Raw genomic sequence first — 18,601 nt, forward strand, 5'->3', positions numbered from 1 at the left:
AATGTAAATAGCTTAATTTTTTTTATTTATGCGTGATTTTATTATTTATACTATGCTAAGTTGACGACATTGACCATACGCTACGGTATCTTGATAGATATGGATAGGGAACGTCGCATGGTTTGTTTTCCGCTGTAAATTCAAAGTCATATTCGGTATCATCAGCCACATGGGAAGAACCAGCGTCAATCTCTTTTAAGTAGTATTTTCCTTGTGGTAACTGCAAGTCAAAGGTTGCTTGCCCATCTTTAACAGCTTGGTAAGCAATCAAAGCATTTTCTGGTACTTGGATAGTTTCGGATACGTTTTGAGCTTCACGAGTAAAAATACCGAAGACCTTGTTATTTCCTTTGATAGCTTCAATTTCTGGCTGGTTATTGTTCCAGCTAGAAATAGATTCTTCATTTTTAAATAGCTGAATGTCTAAAGATTGGAAATCATTGGTTGCCGTAATAGAAGTAGAAGTCAGCTCTACTAATTGTCCAGCATATTTCAACTCAAATGGAATCGGTCTATCATCTAAGATAAAACCGTTTGGAGCTGATACTTCAATCGCTTGGTATTTTCCAAGATATAATTCTGGCGATTGCCATTTGCCGTTTTCATCAGTGGTAATGGTAGCGACTGTTTCGCCTTTTTTCACTCGAACCGTACCATCATTGGTTTTGATATCTTCAACGGCTTCAATACGATAGGTAACATCAGCGATTGGTTTATACTCATAGACAAACTCGTGGACTTTTCCGTAATCGGATTCTTTCACAGTTACATCAATCGGTGTCTGTCCAGTCTTTTCAAGGGTCACGATTCCTTTTTGGGATTTATCCTCAAAGCGGATTTCAATTAACCCATTATTTGAACCGTCAACTTTGAATTTAGCTGGTTCTTTGGCTAAAACATATCCCTCTGGTGCTTGGACTTCTATTAATTCATAATCGCCATAAGACAAGGCTTCTGGAGTAATTAAGTAACCCTCATCATTGGTAAAGAATGTATCTGTTTCGCCATCTTCGTTAAATTTTGGCATAGATACTAATTTACCAGTTTGCATACTCTTAATCTGGAAGCCAGCGTCACTTCGTGGAATGGTTTTACCAGTTTCAGCGTCCACCTTAACGACTTTCAGCTTTTCTTCAATAACCTTATTTTCAATGGCATAGTGATGGGTTTCATTCTGTTCACGAATGGTTACTTTGAAATCTTTGGCAGGTTCGTATCCCTCTGGGGTTTTGGTTTCTTTGACCGTGTAAGTATCGTAAGGTAAATCTGTAAATTTCAAATACCCCTCTTTGTCAGTCAATCCTTTTTGAACCAGCTTTCCAGTGGTATCACTGGACACAGAAAACTCTACATTTTCCAGTGGTTTGATTTCTTTCTTATTTAATAGGTTGCCTAATTTTCCTTTCCAGTCGTAGTTTCCAAACTTCACAAGGTCAAAGCCACCAGTAATCACAGTTTCTTTCACGGTAATAGTATGAACCGCTGTTTCGACGGTTTGACCTGCGTATTTCAGTGTAAAGGAGTGTTTGTCTTTATCAATCAAATAGCCCTCTGGAGCTTTGGTTTCAATCCAGTAGTAATCATCAAGGTACAGACCTTGGACGGTCGCTTTGCCATCTTTGATAGTGACTTCTTTCATCACTTTATCATCAGAAGTACGACGTAATTCATAGACTGCACCATCTAACTTCGCACCGCCTTGTGGTTTTGAGCCGGTTTTGGAATCCTCTTTGATTAAAGTAGCATTTCCTTTTTGTTCCTGTTCTTCTTGTGCAATCGTAGCAGACGTGATTTCTACGGTTTGACCTGCATACTTTAATTCAAATGGAATCTTGTTTTTGTTTAGCAGATAACCGCTTGGAGCTTTGGATTCCAAAGCATAGTATTTACCAAGTTTTAATGGGGAAGAAGTCGCTTTCCCATAGACATCAGTAGTCATGGAAGACACCTTTGTGCCATCTTCTTTGTAAATGTCATAAATCGCACCCTGTAAAGAGTAGTATTTGTTTAACATAGAAGAACCGAACTCTTTACCAGTCTTAGTCAATAGCACCTGTCCAAGCTGTTCTTTATTGTTCAAGGTCACGGACACGGTAGTATTTGGTTTGATAACTACTTTCTTGATTTCGCCTTTATTGAAATAGCCATTCGGAGCGGTCACTTCGGTTACAGTCACAGTCGTTCCCTCTGGAATATCATTGATAGTAGCCAAGCCGTTTGAATCCGTTACAATCTCTTTAGATGTGCCGTTGTATTCAAACTTCAATTTGGCATTTGGTAAAAGTTTGCCAGTTTCTTCATCAATCTTTGTGGCTTGGATATTACCAAGATGAATCACATCAACCTTGACTGTAGCTTGTTTTGAGCTTTCCAAGTGGAACTCAACCATAGACTGTTCATGCGGTTTCTTGTAGACAATCGACGTACCGACTTCATTTTGAGGTGCTTTACGGAATGTGATAGTACCGTCATTAGAATTGGCATTTGGTGTAATCTTCAAGCTGTTTCCATTGTGGTTCGCTGTTGCATTGGTATTGTTGGATTCCATAGTCATATCACTTAGTACACCATTTGAATCGGTCAATGTGATACTATCGCCAACTGTTACAGATACTGACTGACCGTTAAATGAGGGTAAGGTATCATGTCTATTTACCAATGCCATGATTTCAGCTTTACGCTGATGGTAATTTGGAATTGTAGACGAAACATACTGGTCGCCTAATTGTTCCCATATCATGACTTGGGTTACGACATAATCATAATGGGTTTGACCTGTAGTGGTGTAACCATAGTAGGCAATTTTTGATAGTAAATCTTTTTTTGCATTGACATAGGATTCTGGAACAAAACCCTCGCCAGCATTAGCCATAATTCCTGATTCAATACAGAAAACTTTCTTGCCATCCATTTTTAGTACATATACGTTATGGGTAATGGCATAACCAGTATTAGGACTGACACCTGTATAATAATATTGCGTTAGTTCATCTAAATTCAATGAACTGGCATGAACAGGTATCGCATTTGAGAATAGTGTTCCGCATAAGGTTACTAAGACCATAACGAAACTTACTACCTTTTGAGATATTTTTGATTTTGTTTTCATACTCGTTTCCTTTCATTATTTTCTTTTTTAATTTTGGGTACAAAAAAGACGCTTCCTTTTACAGAAACGTCCATTTGAATAAAAATTAGTATATTCTTGGTATTTGATTGTAATTATCACTCCTTTCATGGGACAGAAAAAAGCGTTTCTATCTTCCTAATGAAATTAGTAAACGCCTGTATTATAAGCTATTTAGCTGTTTATACCTTATTGCAAGCAAGGTAAACATGAGTTGGTTTCTTCATATCCTTTACTATAGGAATCTCCTGTTTCCCACTTAGCAACAGCTTGTCTAGATACACCTATTCTTTCAGCTATACTCTCTTGTGATAACCCTTTTTCTTTTCTAATATTTTGCAATTTATTTTTAAAACTCATATAAAATCACCTCTATTTAATTATATAAGTGTCTTATACAAACCTCTACCAAATAAAGCTTACAAAGTTGACAACTTCTAGTTGCAATTATTATTTAAATATACTCTTTCTATCCAATTCAAGTTTTGAAGAAGTAAGGTGTATAATTAGTTCCTCTATAGATGATAAAGCTGCAACTAAAACTATGATCCATAATAATTGAATTTTATTAAACATAATAAATAATGGAGCTACAAAAAGAAGGAGGCCTGTAAGTTTATTTCCCCAAGTGTGCAAAATTCCAAAACAGTGATATTTATATGCCACTATCCCCATGTTAATTATACGAATTATAAAAGTTACAATAACTCCTGGAATAAAAACCAATATTTTTTCTCCTAAGTATATGATTATAGAAGTTGTTATTACTAAAAAAAGAATCAGATCTGCAAATGAATCTAATTTAGATCCTAATACACTTTGGGTATTAGTTTTCCTTGCGATATACCCATCTAAAATATCAGTAAATCCACATATAAGGTAAATGCTTATAAATACTATAATATTATTGAAAGTAAAAAATAATCCAAATAACAATATTATTCTGCTTATAGATATAATGTTTGCAACATTTTTCACGAAACTGCCTCCTGATACATATTTATACTTAATTATATAATAAAAAGATACTCAAGGCGACTATGGACATTCTATTTTCTTAGCATATTCTATAAAGGCTTTAATATCCTCATTCATTAGTAATGGAACTGATTTTTTTATTATTTCTAAATCCCAATCCCACCATTTAATTTCAAGTAACTCTTTAATAGTAGCCTCATCAAATCTATATTTAACTACCTTCCCTGGATTTCCTGCAACTACTCCATATGGAGGTACATCTCTTGTTACAAGAGAATTACATCCTATAACAGCTCCATCACCTATAGTAACTCCAGAAAGTATTGTTGCACCATGACATAACCAAACATCATTTCCAATTATCACATTTCCTTTTGTTTTTGGATGCCCAGTTATATAAGCATATTCATCTAAAAACGCATTAAATGGATAAGTTGTAACCCAATCACTCCTGTGTTCTCCCCCTAAGAATATTGTTACTGCATCTGCTATAGAAGAAAACTTCCCTATATCAAGTGTTGTGTTTTCTCCCCATGTTCTAACTATTGGTGTTCCATAGGTTCCAAATCCCATATGAACTCTTCCATATAACATATATCTATCCGGAAAACTTGTATTTATATCTGTACCCATAAATTTTTTCCTCCATATAATTTACTACAATATATTCCACTGATATTATATGAACAAGCAAATTAATGTTCTACCACAATAATTTTTTATAAAATTAGGGCAAGTTTAGCTGCTACTTCTAAACTTGCCCTTAAATCTATTGAATAATCGGGGAATTACTCAAATGAAAACTACTATTTTGCTTCTTCCAAAGCACTTCCAACAGCTTTAATAACTGCTTTACTAGATGTTGTTGCTCCACTTACTGTCTCAACATCTGATGTATTTTTCTTAATCATATCTGGAATTAAATATTCTTTGATTGATTCAAATATTGTTTCAGTTTCTTTATTATCAAGGATAACAATATCAGATAACTTTCCATCTGCAACTTTAACTTCAACTTCTATAGGTCCTTTAAGTCCATCACTTGTCCCCTTGTATGTTCCATCTTTATATTTATCTGATCCACCACAACCTACTAATAAAGTTGCTGCTAAAACTGCTACTGGTATCAATGCTTTTATTTTCATAATAATCTATTCCTCCTAAATCCACATTCTTATTATTTAATTAATTCTGCTGCGCTTTTTCCAGCTTGTCTACCATATACTATTATATCTGCTACTGCGTTTCCACCAAGTCTATTTGCTCCATGTACTCCTCCAGTAACTTCTCCAGCTGCAAATAATCCTTTTATTGCTTTTCCGTTACTATCTAGAACTTCTGCCTTTGTATTTATAACAACTCCACCCATAGTGTGATGTATTATTGGAGTAATTTGTATTGCATAGAACTTACCTTTATTTAATTTCTTTAAAAGACTTGTTCTTCCCAATGGATCATTTTGAGTATCTACTGAAGTATTGTATTCGTCTATAGTTGATTTTAATGTAGCTCCATCTACTCCTATTTTGCTAGCTAAATCTTCTACAGAATTTCCTTCAACTACAACTCCAGCTCCAACATACTCTTCAATTGCATGTAATCCATCTTTAACATTATCATCAAAAACTAAAAACGCTTCTTTACCTTCTTGTCCTAAAACTGCTTTAGATACTTTATCTCTTGTATCTAACTCATTATAGAATCTCTTTGCACTTTTGTTTACTAATATTGCACCATCACCTCTAACACCTTCACTAATAAGAAGCCCTTGTGAAGCTACTCCTGTTGGGTGAGTTTGGATTTGTTCCATATCTCTTAATGCACCGCCAAGACTCTCAACTAATTTTATACCATCACCTGTAGCTCCTGGATGATTTGTAGTAGCAAAACCTTCTAACTCAGCTTTGTACCCAGTAATCATTTCCATGTTAGCTCCAAAACCACCAGCTGCAACTACTACAACTTTAGTGTTTATTGTATACGCTTTTCCTTCTTTGTCCTTAGCCTTAACTCCTGAAATGTTTCCTTCTGAATCTTTAACTATTTCAGTTGCTTCATTAAGAGTTCTTATATCTACTCCTTGTTTTTCAGCTTCAGTTTTTAAAGTTTTAACTATTGTTGCTCCAACAGCAGCTCCACCTACTGGTCTATGTATTCTGTCATTAGTAGCTCCACCTGCTCTTGCAACTTCGTTTAAGTCTGCGCCTAACCCAATTAGCCAGTCTACTCCGTCTTTAGCTTCATTTGCTAACTTTTTAACCAATTCAGGGTCATTAAGGTTCTTTCCACCCTTCATTGTGTCATCTATCATAGTTTGTATGCTATCTTTTATACCAGCTGCTTTTTGAGGTGTAGACTCTGCTGCATTCATACCACCAGTTGCTTTATTTGTGTTTCCTCCAACCATAGGCATTTTTTCAAGAACGACTATTTTTTCTACGCCCTCTTCCTTTGCCTGTACTGCTGCTGCTAGTCCTGCTCCACCTGCACCTATTATTACAAGGTCAGCACTTTCTGATTTTGATTTTGTTTTTGCTCCACATCCCATCATTGTAGCCATAGACATTACTACAAGACTTAACGCGATAACTATTTTTTTCTTATTCATATTCATTACCTCCGCATTATTTTTACCACCAAATACATACTATTTGATTGTTAAAAAAAACTCAATCTTAAGGTCTTTTTAATCTTTTTAATCTTTTTGGTCTGATATTTTTACTTGAACCATCAAATATCAATTTCTTCTTTATGTTTATGTTGGGCCTCTTGATATACCTTCTGATGGGCCTCTTTGATATACTTTTTGATGCACATTATGATGGGCCTTTTATGTTTTATCAAAAGTACTATGAAAGTTAATACTGGGATATAAAAAAACTGTAATATTAACTTTAAATAATTATTGATATTACAGTTTCTTCTATTATTTCTTTTTATAAAGATGTATTGGTCTTCCAACTTTTCCATAAACCCTAATAAGTTTTAGTTCTCCCTCTTTAACCATGTAGTCTAAATATCTTCTAACTGTAACCCTTGCGAGGCCAACTCCATCTGCAATTACTTCCGCTGTATTGCTGTCATCTAAACTATCAATATGATCTTTAATTTGGTTATAGGTATCTATATTTAATCCTCTTATAAGTACCTTTTCTTTTGATTCTTTTTTATCTTTATTAAGATTTATTCCTGTTATGTATTTATCTATATACTCTTGTCCTATTCTATCAGAACAGCCTATATCCTTATATCTTACAAGGTATTTTTTCATTGCTTCTTCAAATCTTTCAAAAGTAAAGGGTTTAACTAAATAATCCATAACCCCATACCTAAAGGCCTCGTTTATAGAATTTATTTTGTTTTCTGCCGTTATTAATATTACATCTGAAGAAATTTCATTTCCTCTAATCCACTTTAGAAAATCTAGTCCATTTCCTGAAGGTAGAAAAACATCTAAAAGTATTAAATCCACTTCGTTTTTCAAGAGATATTCTTTTGCTTCCTCTATATCTGAAACTGAAGAAACAATATTCATACTTTCAAATTGATTTGAATAATTTTCGTTTATCTTTCTAACCATAGGGTCATCTTCAACAATCATTATTTTTATCATATTAACATTTCTCCCTTCATAACTCTACATGCCACACAGTTTCTTCTTCATCTGATTCAACATATATTTTCCCATTAGCATTTTCTATTATATTGATTACGTTAAATAAACCTAATCCTCTATTTTCACCTTTCGTACTAAACCCAGCTTTAAATATCTTTTCAAAATCCTCATCCTCAATCTTAGGCCCGTTATTTTTAACCGTTATCTTTAACTTATCCTTTTGAATTATTGAAAAGTATATTTTACCATTCTTTATTCCTTTAAGAGCCTCAATTGAGTTTTCTACTAGATTTCCTATTATACATCCTATTTTATCTTGACCTATAGGATTATCAACATTTTCATAATTACTTTCTTTATCAATCGCCATATCAATTTTCGCCTCAGCAGCTCTATTATACTTTGCTAATAATAAGGCTGATATGGATTTATCTTTTATGTTATCTAAAACAAGCATTACCTCATTTCGCTTTTTGCTGGTTTTAAGTATATATTCTTTTGCATCATCATAGGCTTCTAAGTGTATTAACCCTAAAATAGTATGAAGTTTATTCATAAACTCATGATTTTGAGCTCTTAAATCCCAATTAAGCTTTTTAATAACTTGAAGTTCTTCAACAAGCTCCTCTACATCTATCATATTTTTAAATGAAACAATTGCGCCTACAGTTGTTTCGTTGTCTTTAACTATTGAATAGTTACTTATAATTTTCGTGTTATTATTTAGTGTTTGTTCTAGATTTAATATGGATTCTTCCTTATCTAATAACTTTCTCAAAGTATTTCCTATATTATTATCTAAATTATCTACACTCATATTTTTGATATCTTGATGAACCTCTAATATTTTCATAGCCTTATTATTGATTAATGATATTGTACCATCTTTATTTACTGCGATGATTCCATCAGTTATATTATTTAAAGTTACTTCTCTTTCCTTTAATAACAGAGATATTTCTTCTGGTTCTAAACCAAATATTGTTTTCTTTATACTTACAGCAACAAACTCAGCAAGAAACAACCCAAATAAAGCAACAAGTATTATAAATGGAAGAAGGTTTTTTGAAAATTGTATGTATTCATCAAATATATTTACCTTTAATGTACCTACACAAACAACTCCTACTTGCCTACCTTCTCTAAATATTGGCGAAAAAGCCTTAACTGTTGCTCCCATTGTTCCAATTCCTTCATCAGCATAAACTTCACCATACTTTATTGCTCTATCTATAGTGCTATTTGAAAACTGCCCACCTACTTTTTCAATATGTGGATGAGAATACCTCACTCTATTCATATCAGTGACAGTTATAAAAGTAACCCCCGCTTCTTCTCTGATATTATTTACGTAGGGATTTATTATTAACTCTCCACCTAGCTCTCCAACATTATCAATTAGTACAGGACTTTTTGACAACGTTATCGCCATGTCCATGAGTCCATTTTCAACTTTTTCTCTTATTTTTCTATTAATCTCAAGTACTGATATAAAGGTAGCTAAAGATACAACAGAAATAATTATTATCATAACCATGGTAGTTATCTTATTTTGTAATTTCATAATTCCTCTTCTTCTGCTTTTTTTCTTAATTATATCACAGAGATTTTCCTAATGCATTTTTTCTTTGGTAAATGAGAATAGACAAGCCTCATTTGACTTGTCTATCTTACTTAAATCCATTTATTAAACTTTTTGATATACATCTTTTTGGCCATCTGAACAACAACACAATACATCAATAATATAAATGTTATCCAAAAGAAGTAATTCATAGGTAATGCCTCTAAACCTATGGCTTCTCCAAAACCTATAAATGGTACACTTATTCCTAATATCACGATAACTAAACTTAAAACTACAACTGGCATAGATGCTCTGCTCTCTATAAAAGGAACTTTCTTGGTTCTTATAATATGAACAATCAATATCTGAGATATCAATCCAACAATAAACCATCCAGATTGGAATAAACCTTGTGTAGCATCACTATTAGCTTTAAACACATACCACATCAATAAAAATGTTATTATATCAAATATTGAACTTATAGGTCCTATATAAACCATGAATTTACCTATATCATCTGCATTCCACTTCTTAGGTTTCATTAAATATTCTTTGTCCATATTATCCCATGGAATGAATATCTGTGAAACATCATAAAGTAAGTTTTGAATTAAAAGTTGTATTGGAAGCATAGGAAGGAAAGGTAAAAATATACTTGCAGCAAGTACACTAAATACATTTCCAAAATTAGAACTTGCAGTAATCTTTATATATTTCATTATATTTCCAAAAACTTTTCTTCCTTCAATTACTCCTTCTTCTAGTACCATCAAACTTTTTTCAAGTAAGATAATATCAGCTGATTCTTTAGCTATATCTACTGCTGTATCAACAGATATACCAACATCTGATTGACGAAGAGCTGGGGAATCATTTATACCATCACCCATAAATCCAACAACATGACCCTTTTCTTGAAGCAATCTTATTATTCTTGATTTTTGTATAGGAGATAACTTCGCTAAAACATTTGTAGTTTCTATATCTTTTGTTAGTTCATCATCCTCCATATCATCTATTTCATTTCCAAGAAGAACATTACTAACATCAATACCAACTTCTTTACATACTTTCACTGTAACTGCATCATTATCACCAGTTAACACTTTTACCTCTACTCCATTTTCATGAAGGGCTTTTATTGCATCTTTTGCAGATTCCTTAGGAGGATCTAAAAATGCTATATATCCCATTAAAACCATGTTAGATTCATCTTTTACACTAAAGTTGTTTTCATCAGGTATATTGTTTTTTTGAGCAACCCCAATTACTCTCATACCTTCTTTGTTTAGATTTTCTACTGTTTTTAATATCTTTTTCTTAATCTCATCCGTAAGATTTACAACCTCACCCTTATACTCTGCAAAGCTACAGATTGAAAGCATTTCCTCCACAGCTCCTTTTGTTATAAGCTGTCTTTTTTCTTCTTTATCTTTTAAAACTACTGACATTCTCCTTCTTACAAAATCAAAAGGAATTTCATCTACTCTCTCATAATTTTCTTTAAAAGCTATTAACCCATTCTCTTCTCCATGTTCAAGTATTGCAATATCCATCAAGTTTCTTAATCCTGTTTGATAGAAACTATTTAAATATGCATGTTTTAAAACTCTTATATCTTCTTCCCCATGAATATTTAAATGTTTTTCAACAATTATTTTATCAAGTGTTAATGTACCTGTCTTATCTGTACAAAGAATATCCATTGCCCCAAAGTTTTGGATTGCATCAAGTTTTTTAACAACAGTTTTTCTTTTTGCCATAACTACAGCACCTTTTGCAAGATTTGTAGTTACTATCATTGGAAGCATTTCAGGAGTTAAACCAACAGCAATTGATATTGCAAAAAGAAGGGCCTCAAGCCAATCTCCTTTTGTTACACCATTAACAACAAATACTATAGGAACCATAACAAACATAAACTTTATAAGAAGAGAACTTACGCTTTTTACACCTTTTTCAAAGCTTGTTATCTTTTTATCCTCTGTAAAAGATGATGCCATAGATCCAAAATAAGTTTCATCACCAGTAGCAATTACTACAGCTACCGCACTTCCACTAATTATATTAGTTCCAAGCAAACAAATATTATCTAAATCAAATATATTAACATCTCTTATATCTTTCTTTAATTCTTGAAATTTTTCTATAGGTTCAGATTCACCTGTAAGTGAAGATTGACTTATAAATAAGTCTTTACAACTTATTATCCTTAAATCCGCAGGTATCATATCTCCGGCAGCTAGATGAACTATATCACCTGGAACAAGGTCTATTATATTTAATTCATTTACTCCCTTTTCCTTTCTTTTTACAGCAGTTGTAGTTGTAACTAAACCTTTTAGTTTTTCTACATCATTTGAGGATTTAAGTTCTTGAAAAAACTGCAAAAGTACACTGATAGTTATCATAGTTGTAATTATTACTATTGTTATATAGCTTTTTTCTTCCTTTGGTGCCATTACTATATCAGTTATAAATGATACTACAGCTAAAGAAATAAGAACCAAAATAAATGGATTTATAATCGCCTCAAATAAATGTTTATACCAAGCTTTAGGTTTATCTTTGGAAATTTTATTAAGACCGTACTCTTCTCTTCTATTTAATACTTCCTGCTCTTCTAATCCAGAAATATTTGTTTGTAGTTTATCATATAGTTCTTTTATGCTTATAGCACTATTTTCATAAACTCTATTTTTTATTTCTTTTTCATTTTTATTTATATCAAAATTCTTTCTTTTTAGCATAATTCACTCCTCCTCCTTAAAAATGACAGCACTTAATACAGGTTAAAACAATATTATTTTTAACCTAACTGTCTGTATTTATTTAGTATTACGATTTTTGAAATTTATATTAGCCTGAGAAGCAGCGATTAGCTTTATAGAAATGTTTTTATAGAAATCCTTAGGATATTTTCACAATCTTTTTTAAATCGAAGTTAAGAAACGAATAATTTAAATTTAATTCTGAAGTTGTCCGTTTTTTTCTATAATAAGCACCCCCGCCATCACTGTCACTACTACTATAAATATCCATTCTTCTTCACCTCCGAAAATTTAATTTAGTAAAAATAAAAAAACCTCGCCAAACTTAAACGTGACGAAGCTACCATAATAACTTTCTCGTTCAAGTTTTGGCTCTGCAAGGCAATGAAATTGCGTTAGATTAAACCTTCTTTGTTCGGTAAAACCTGCTAACCAGTTCAGAATGTTTCCATCCTTTTACGGCAGCAATCCGTATCCTTGTAGTAACCTCACCTACCGAGGCTTATTTAATTTCCACTTTCATAATATGTTTTATTCCTTAGTTTGTCAACCTTAAATAAAAAAATACTGGTTTTTATATAGAATTTGGTAAGTCAAAAATAGCAACAATACATATATTGGTAGTAATACTAATACATTAATTAGGTGATTGTTATTAAAATTTATTCTGGATTAAACATAAATGAACTTATTTTTTTAGGCGAAGGCACTCAAGGTAAGGTATATAAAATAGATTCTAAAAAATGTATAAAGATCTTTAAAAGCAAGAAAATCTGCACTGCTGAACTATATACTTTAGTAATGGGACAAAAGGACGAACATTTTCCAATACTTTATGAGTACGGCAATAGATATATAATAAGAGAATATATAGATGGCATAGAACTCGATAAATATCTAAGTTCTAACCCCCTTACTCCTGACATTTCAAATAAACTTATTGAATTATATGAGGCCATGGAAAAAGTTGGCTATTCACGCTTAGACTCTGCATTATTTCATATTTTTCTAACTCCTTCTGAAGATATTCGGCTTATTGATACTGCTAGGGCTATGGTTAAAGAAAGTACCTATCCTAAATTGATTCTAAGTGGTTTAAATGATTTGGGCTACAGAGATGAATTCTTAAATCATGTTAAAGTTTTTAATCCTAAACTCTATAATGATTGGATTAACCATCATAAGTAATTAAGTAAAAGAGGAGAAAATATGAGATTCATAGTTTTTGGAGATTCTAAAGGTAAAGAAAATGGTATAAACAAAAAAGTTCTACATTCACTTATGAAAGAAAGTTCTAAATTGTATCCCTCTCCTGAGTTTATACTAGTATGCGGAGATAGTGTGGCTGGAGGTAGTAAAGAGGAAACACTAGCCATTCAACTTATGGATTTTAGAGATATAATATCAAAATATCATCCAAACAAATCTTTATTCCCCGTTATAGGTAATCATGAAGTTAATATTGAACCAGAGGATGATAGATTTGAACAAGTTCTCGATCAATTTTATAGAAATTTGACTCCAACTTATGCTTTAAATGGATACAACAATACTGTTTATTGTGTCGATTTTGATGATACAAGATTAATAATTCTAAATTCCTTCCACCCCTCTGCTCTTCATAAAATAGATAAGGTACAACTTAATTGGTTTAAATCCATGGCCTCTGTACCAAGTAAAAATAAACTTGTTTTTATTCATTCCCCAGCCTTTCCTACTGGGGCCCATCTAGGTCACTCACTTGATTTATATCCTGAAGATAGAAATGAGTTTTGGGATATAGTTGATAAATGTAATATAGACATAGTATTTTCAGGTCATGAGCATAACTATTCTAGAAGAGTCATAGACAGCTCTTTTAGTGAAGGTGGTTTTACTTATCAAAATAAAGTACCACAGATAATCTCAGGTGGTGGTGGTGAGAAGTTACGTAATAAATATAAAAGTAAAAAAGGAATAGTCGTAGCTCCTGTAGCAGTATATCATTTTTTAGTTGTTGATATTGATGAATACTCTATCAAAGTTTCTGCAATAACATCAAAAGGCAAACAGATAGATGAGTTTGAAATAAAGAAATAGTTTTTAACTAAAAACAAATGGACTAAAAACTAGCTATTAATCTAGTTTTTAGTCCATTTTTATAGATAGTTTTAAATAAAGTCTTCTAAATCTAAAGTTTTTAAATATCTTTCTCTAAATTCATTTTCAAGAAAACTCATTGTGATCATATCATAATATTTATGATTATAATACGCCCCATCTCTTCTTAAACCTTCTCTTTTAAATCCTATCTTTTCATAAACATGAATAGCTCTATTATTAAAAGGATAAGCTTCAAGTTCAATTCTATGAAGATTAAACATTCCAAATCCATAGTTTAAAGCTAAAATCATAGCTTCTGTACCATAACCTTTACTAAAATCTTCTTTCCTATTTATAAGGACTCTTATATTCCCACATCTATTATTTCTATCAACTTCATTAATTACTACTTCCCCTACTATCTTATTATCTTGCTTTGAGAATATCAAAAAATCTACTCTATCACTATCAGCTGCTACTCTATTAATGTAATTCTCTATTTCTGTTTTATTAAAAGCTTGAGCACTTCCAGTAAAAATCATTGTTTCAATACTAGTATTTTTAAAATTGTCCCAATATTCTTCTATATATTCTTTATCTAATTTTTTTAGATAAACTATATTTCCATTTAACTCTAAAAAATTTCTCATATTTAACATCTTTTTTCTCCTTAAATCTATTTACTTAAATTATAAATATTTTAAGTGAGTTTAATCAACATCATTAATGATTCAGAATAGTTTTTGCTCAATTTTCCTCCTCATTTGTCCCTACTTCTTTTTCTGATATTTCATCTGAAAACTCAGTTGATAGATTAGTTTTATAATTGTTTTTTATAAGTTTATGAACGCTTCCCCTTGCTCTGCTATATCTTAATACCATATAGGCAACTGAGTATACTCCTACCATAAAAAGTCCTGCTATAAGACCCAATCCTTGCCCTGATATAAATGGCATACTTAGGATAATTATAATCATGCTTATAAGTCCTATCCATGATGTATATGGATAGCCTGGCATCTGACATTTCCCTTCTGGGGGACATCCATTTTTCTTACGAAATCTTATATGAGTAGCCATTATTACAGCATAAGTAAATAGAAGTGCAAATCCTCCAGCACTTATTAGAAATAAATAAACTCTAGGAAGTAACATACCTAAACCTAATCCTATCAACATCCCAAGACCTGAAAACAGAATTCCTCTATGAGGCACATCCTTATTATCCTTTAGCCATTTAGGTGCATGACCCTCATCTGCTAAAGATCTTATCATTCTTCCAAGTCCAAACATAGCTGCAAGCATAGTTGATAATATAGCTGTAATTAAAACCAAGTTAAGAACAGTTCCAGCCCAGCTTATTCCCCATCTATTTAGTGCTACAACCATAGGACTTATACTTTCACTTAACTCCGCAGTTGGAACTAATGGAAGAAGAACTCCTATTGAAATTACATAAAATCCTACAAGGCACAACACTGTATAAGTTATTGCTCTAGGTATTGTTTTCCTTGGATCTCTAGCTTCTGATGCAGCTAATCCTATTATTTCAAAACCTGCATAAGAAAACATAACTATAAGCATACTTCCTGCAAGACCTTTTATTCCTCCCGGCATAAATTCCTCTCTACTTAATTCGCCAACTCCAACCGCTCCGCCTCCTGATATTATTCCTACTATTAATAAAAAAGCTACAAATATAAAAGAAATTATAGCTAATACTTTTATAGCTGCTAATCCACTTTCTAGCTTACTTAGTTTATCTGCACCTAATAAATTAAGTAATGTAACTCCAACTATTATGATTCCTCCAAGCAAAGAAATAGAAACATTAGGAAACCATTCCCTAACCAAAATAGATACTGCTGTTGCCTCACTGGATATAGCTAAAACCATTCCCGTCCAATATACCCATCCTACAACAAACCCCACACCTTCTCCAAAAATATTAGCTGCAAAAGTTCTAAATGAGCCTGAATCTGGATTTGCTACAGTCATTTCTGACATTGCAAACAATATAAAATAAACTAATATTCCTCCTAATATATACGCTATTAATATAGATGGCCCAGCTGCATGAATAGCTACAGAAGACCCAAGAAAAAAAGATCCTCCTATTACTGTTCCTAATGCCATCATAGTTAACTGCCAAGCAGACAATCCTTTATGTTTACTCTCCATATTTTGCCCTCCATTTAAGTTTGTTTATATCTTAGTATTCCTAAAAATCTTTAATATAAACGAAAAAATAAGGCATAGACGTATCTATACCTTATAAAAAACTATATTGCAAGGCTGTTTATCTTAACAGGATCTTTCCTATCAATCTCTGTCATTGAAACTGGATCTAATATTTCATTTAATTCTCTTATACTTAAAATACCTTCTCTTAATATAATTTCTTTTACAGATATTCCTGTTTTTAAAGCTTCTTTAGCTATATCTGCTGATTTTTTATAACCTATATAAGGACAAAGTACAGTGACTATTCCTACACTATCATTTACAAGTTGTGCACATCTTTCTTTATTAGCTGTAATTCCTAGGATACAATTATCAACAAAAGTTTTTGTTGCATTTCTCAAAGTTTCTATTGATTCGAATAAATTATAAAATAATACTGGTTCAAAAGCATTTAGTTCTAATTGTCCTGCTTCTGCTGCCATGGTTATAGTAAAATCATTTCCCATAATATTAAAGGCTACTTGAGAAACTACTTCTGGAATAACTGGATTTATCTTTCCTGGCATTATAGATGATCCATTTTGCATTGATGGAAGATTAATTTCTCCTAGTCCTGTTTTAGGGCCACTTGATAAAAGTCTTAAATCATTTGCCATTTTAGATAAATTAACTGCACAGGTTTTTAATACTCCAGATACACTTACAAAACCATCAAGATTTTGAGTTCCATCTATTAAGTCCTCTGCTTGAGTTAGATTTAACCCTGTAACCTTTTTAAGATTTAAAGTGATATTTTTTAAATAATCTAAACTTACATTAATTGAAGTTCCTATAGCTGTTGCACCCATATTTACAGTTAACATCTCTTCTTGAACTCTACTTAATCTGTTTATATCTCTTTTAATAACAGATGCAAAAGCATGAAAAGATTGCCCAAGTCTTATGGGAACTGCATCTTGAAGTTGAGTACGTCCCATCTTAATAACATCATTAAATTCTATAGATTTTTCTTCTAAAACTTCATATAAACGTTCAAGTTCATAAACTGCATTAACTAACATTTTTATAATTACTAGTTTACCTGCTGTTGGAAACACGTCGTTAGTTGATTGAGCCATATTTACATGGTCATTAGGATGAACTAAACTATAGTCTCCCTTTTTTCCGCCTAGTATTTCAATAGCTCTATTAGCTATAACTTCATTTGCATTCATATTTGCAGAGGTTCCTGCTCCTCCTTGTATTGGATCTACTATAAACTCATCATGAAGTCTTCCTGAAATAATTTCATTGCAAGCTTGTATAATAGCTGCTCCAACTTTTCTATTTAATTTATTTATATCTATATTTGTAATAGCCGCCGCCTTTTTTATTTCAGCTAGGCTTATTATAAGCTCTGGATGGATTGTTCTATTTGTAATATGAAAATTGTTTTTTGCTCTTAAAGTTTGTACACCATAATAAGCTTCTATCGGTACATGCATATCTCCTATTGAATCAAATTCTATTCTAGTCTCCATATAAATACCCTCGCTTTTATTTTATTTATTAATACAATAGCGAGATTATCATTATTTTCTACTCATGTAAATCTTTAAAAAGCATTTACTTAAAAAAGGTGAAAAAATGCATAGCTAACTTAATTAAAAATATTTTTTATCATACTTTAATTAATTTTATTAAGGGGATTTTTTTAAGATTAGCTCTTAAACTTAATATTTTTAATCTAAAATATTCAAAAAGCTTGTATCATTACCCCTTAAACTTTATTATATTAACTATAGAGGAATTTTTAAATAAATCTAAAAAGAGGTGCCTATTATTATGGATGAAATAGATTTAAAACTTATTAAACTTCTTCAAGAAAATGCTCGATATTCCCTTAAATATTTGGCTAAAGAAGTGTTCTTATCAACGCCCGCAGTCTCTTCTCGTATACTAAAACTTGAGGAAGCTGGAATAATTAAGGGCTATTCCGCTCAAGTTAATCTACCTAAACTTGGCTACAATATTAAAGCTTTTATAAATCTTGAAGTTAGCCCAAAGCAAAAACCTGAGTTTTATCCTTTTATAGCCGCCTGTCCTAATGTTCTTGAATGTAATTGTGTTACAGGAAAGTTCTCTATGCTTATAAAGGTTTCCTTTCACACTACTGAAGAACTTGACGGTTTTATTAATGAAATACAGAGATTTGGAAATACTGAAACTCAAATAGTATTCTCTACCCCAGTTGATCATAGAGGAATTCAAATAGAAATGAATTAAACTCATAA

14 protein-coding genes, 1 pseudogene and 1 riboswitch are annotated in these 18,601 nt (G+C 31.9%); of the genes and pseudogenes, 3 read left to right on the forward strand and 12 right to left on the reverse strand.

What is annotated here, in order from left to right:
• Positions 1-55 precede the first annotated feature (55 nt).
• From L1S49_RS17355 to mgtA, 9 genes and pseudogenes are all read right to left on the reverse strand, one after another.
• Entirely contained in the window at positions 56-3,109 is a 3,054-nt protein-coding gene (locus tag L1S49_RS17355) for a SpaA isopeptide-forming pilin-related protein (RefSeq protein ID WP_238906670.1), read from the reverse strand.
• A 255-nt stretch (positions 3,110-3,364) separates the two neighbouring features.
• Positions 3,365-3,487 (reverse strand): annotated as a pseudogene (locus L1S49_RS17360) (helix-turn-helix transcriptional regulator); the annotation flags it as partial.
• A 90-nt stretch (positions 3,488-3,577) separates the two neighbouring features.
• Positions 3,578-4,105 carry a CDP-alcohol phosphatidyltransferase family protein gene (locus tag L1S49_RS17365; protein WP_238906671.1) on the reverse strand — a complete coding sequence of 176 codons (528 nt, stop codon included), beginning with the start codon at positions 4,103-4,105 and terminating at the stop codon, positions 3,578-3,580.
• A 60-nt stretch (positions 4,106-4,165) separates the two neighbouring features.
• Positions 4,166-4,738 carry a CatB-related O-acetyltransferase gene (locus L1S49_RS23290; protein WP_275299625.1) on the reverse strand — a complete coding sequence of 191 codons (573 nt, stop codon included), beginning with the start codon at positions 4,736-4,738 and terminating at the stop codon, positions 4,166-4,168.
• A gap of 173 nt (positions 4,739-4,911) precedes the next feature.
• Complete coding sequence (locus L1S49_RS17375; protein ID WP_238906672.1) at positions 4,912-5,250, reverse strand: FMN-binding protein; 339 nt, start codon at positions 5,248-5,250, stop codon at positions 4,912-4,914.
• A 32-nt stretch (positions 5,251-5,282) separates the two neighbouring features.
• On the reverse strand, positions 5,283-6,713 hold the full coding sequence (locus L1S49_RS17380) for a flavocytochrome c (protein WP_238906673.1): 1,431 nt from the start codon (positions 6,711-6,713) through the stop codon (positions 5,283-5,285).
• A 318-nt stretch (positions 6,714-7,031) separates the two neighbouring features.
• Positions 7,032-7,718 carry a response regulator gene (locus L1S49_RS17385; protein ID WP_181603189.1) on the reverse strand — a complete coding sequence of 229 codons (687 nt, stop codon included), beginning with the start codon at positions 7,716-7,718 and terminating at the stop codon, positions 7,032-7,034.
• A 16-nt stretch (positions 7,719-7,734) separates the two neighbouring features.
• Entirely contained in the window at positions 7,735-9,285 is a 1,551-nt protein-coding gene (locus L1S49_RS17390; RefSeq protein ID WP_238906674.1) for a sensor histidine kinase, read from the reverse strand.
• Positions 9,286-9,395: 110 nt separating this feature from the next.
• The gene (gene mgtA, locus L1S49_RS17395) at positions 9,396-12,041 is read right to left on the reverse strand and encodes a magnesium-translocating P-type ATPase (RefSeq protein ID WP_238906675.1); all 2,646 of its coding nucleotides are present in this window, start codon (positions 12,039-12,041) and stop codon (positions 9,396-9,398) included.
• Between the two features lie 367 nt (positions 12,042-12,408).
• A riboswitch (M-box (ykoK) riboswitch) is annotated at positions 12,409-12,569 on the reverse strand.
• A gap of 138 nt (positions 12,570-12,707) precedes the next feature.
• Here mgtA and L1S49_RS17400 point away from each other — a divergent pair.
• Both L1S49_RS17400 and L1S49_RS17405 read left to right on the forward strand, forming a co-directional pair.
• Positions 12,708-13,250 (forward strand): hypothetical protein, encoded by a 543-nt coding sequence (locus L1S49_RS17400; protein WP_175550850.1) that lies wholly within the window; start codon positions 12,708-12,710, stop codon positions 13,248-13,250.
• Between the two features lie 21 nt (positions 13,251-13,271).
• Complete coding sequence (locus tag L1S49_RS17405) at positions 13,272-14,141, forward strand: metallophosphoesterase (protein WP_238906676.1); 870 nt, start codon at positions 13,272-13,274, stop codon at positions 14,139-14,141.
• A 71-nt stretch (positions 14,142-14,212) separates the two neighbouring features.
• Here L1S49_RS17405 and L1S49_RS17410 read toward each other — a convergent pair whose 3' ends face one another.
• The 3 genes from L1S49_RS17410 to L1S49_RS17420 all read right to left on the reverse strand — a co-directional run bounded on the left by L1S49_RS17410 (position 14,213) and on the right by L1S49_RS17420 (position 17,848).
• A complete protein-coding gene (locus L1S49_RS17410; protein WP_238906677.1) occupies positions 14,213-14,803 on the reverse strand; it encodes a GNAT family protein in 591 nt (196 codons plus the stop codon).
• 88 nt (positions 14,804-14,891) lie between these two features.
• Entirely contained in the window at positions 14,892-16,325 is a 1,434-nt protein-coding gene (locus tag L1S49_RS17415; protein WP_238906678.1) for an amino acid permease, read from the reverse strand.
• Positions 16,326-16,426: 101 nt separating this feature from the next.
• Positions 16,427-17,848, reverse strand: coding sequence for an aspartate ammonia-lyase (locus L1S49_RS17420; protein ID WP_238906679.1), 1,422 nt, complete (start codon positions 17,846-17,848; stop codon positions 16,427-16,429).
• Positions 17,849-18,152: 304 nt separating this feature from the next.
• Here L1S49_RS17420 and L1S49_RS17425 point away from each other — a divergent pair, with 304 nt between their 5' ends.
• On the forward strand, positions 18,153-18,593 hold the full coding sequence (locus L1S49_RS17425; protein WP_073017019.1) for an Lrp/AsnC family transcriptional regulator: 441 nt from the start codon (positions 18,153-18,155) through the stop codon (positions 18,591-18,593).
• Positions 18,594-18,601: the final 8 nt, after the last annotated feature.

The sequence above is a fragment of the Clostridium sp. YIM B02506 genome, assembly GCF_022324845.1.
GTDB classification, from domain to species: domain Bacteria; phylum Bacillota; class Clostridia; order Clostridiales; family Clostridiaceae; genus Clostridium_T; species Clostridium_T intestinale.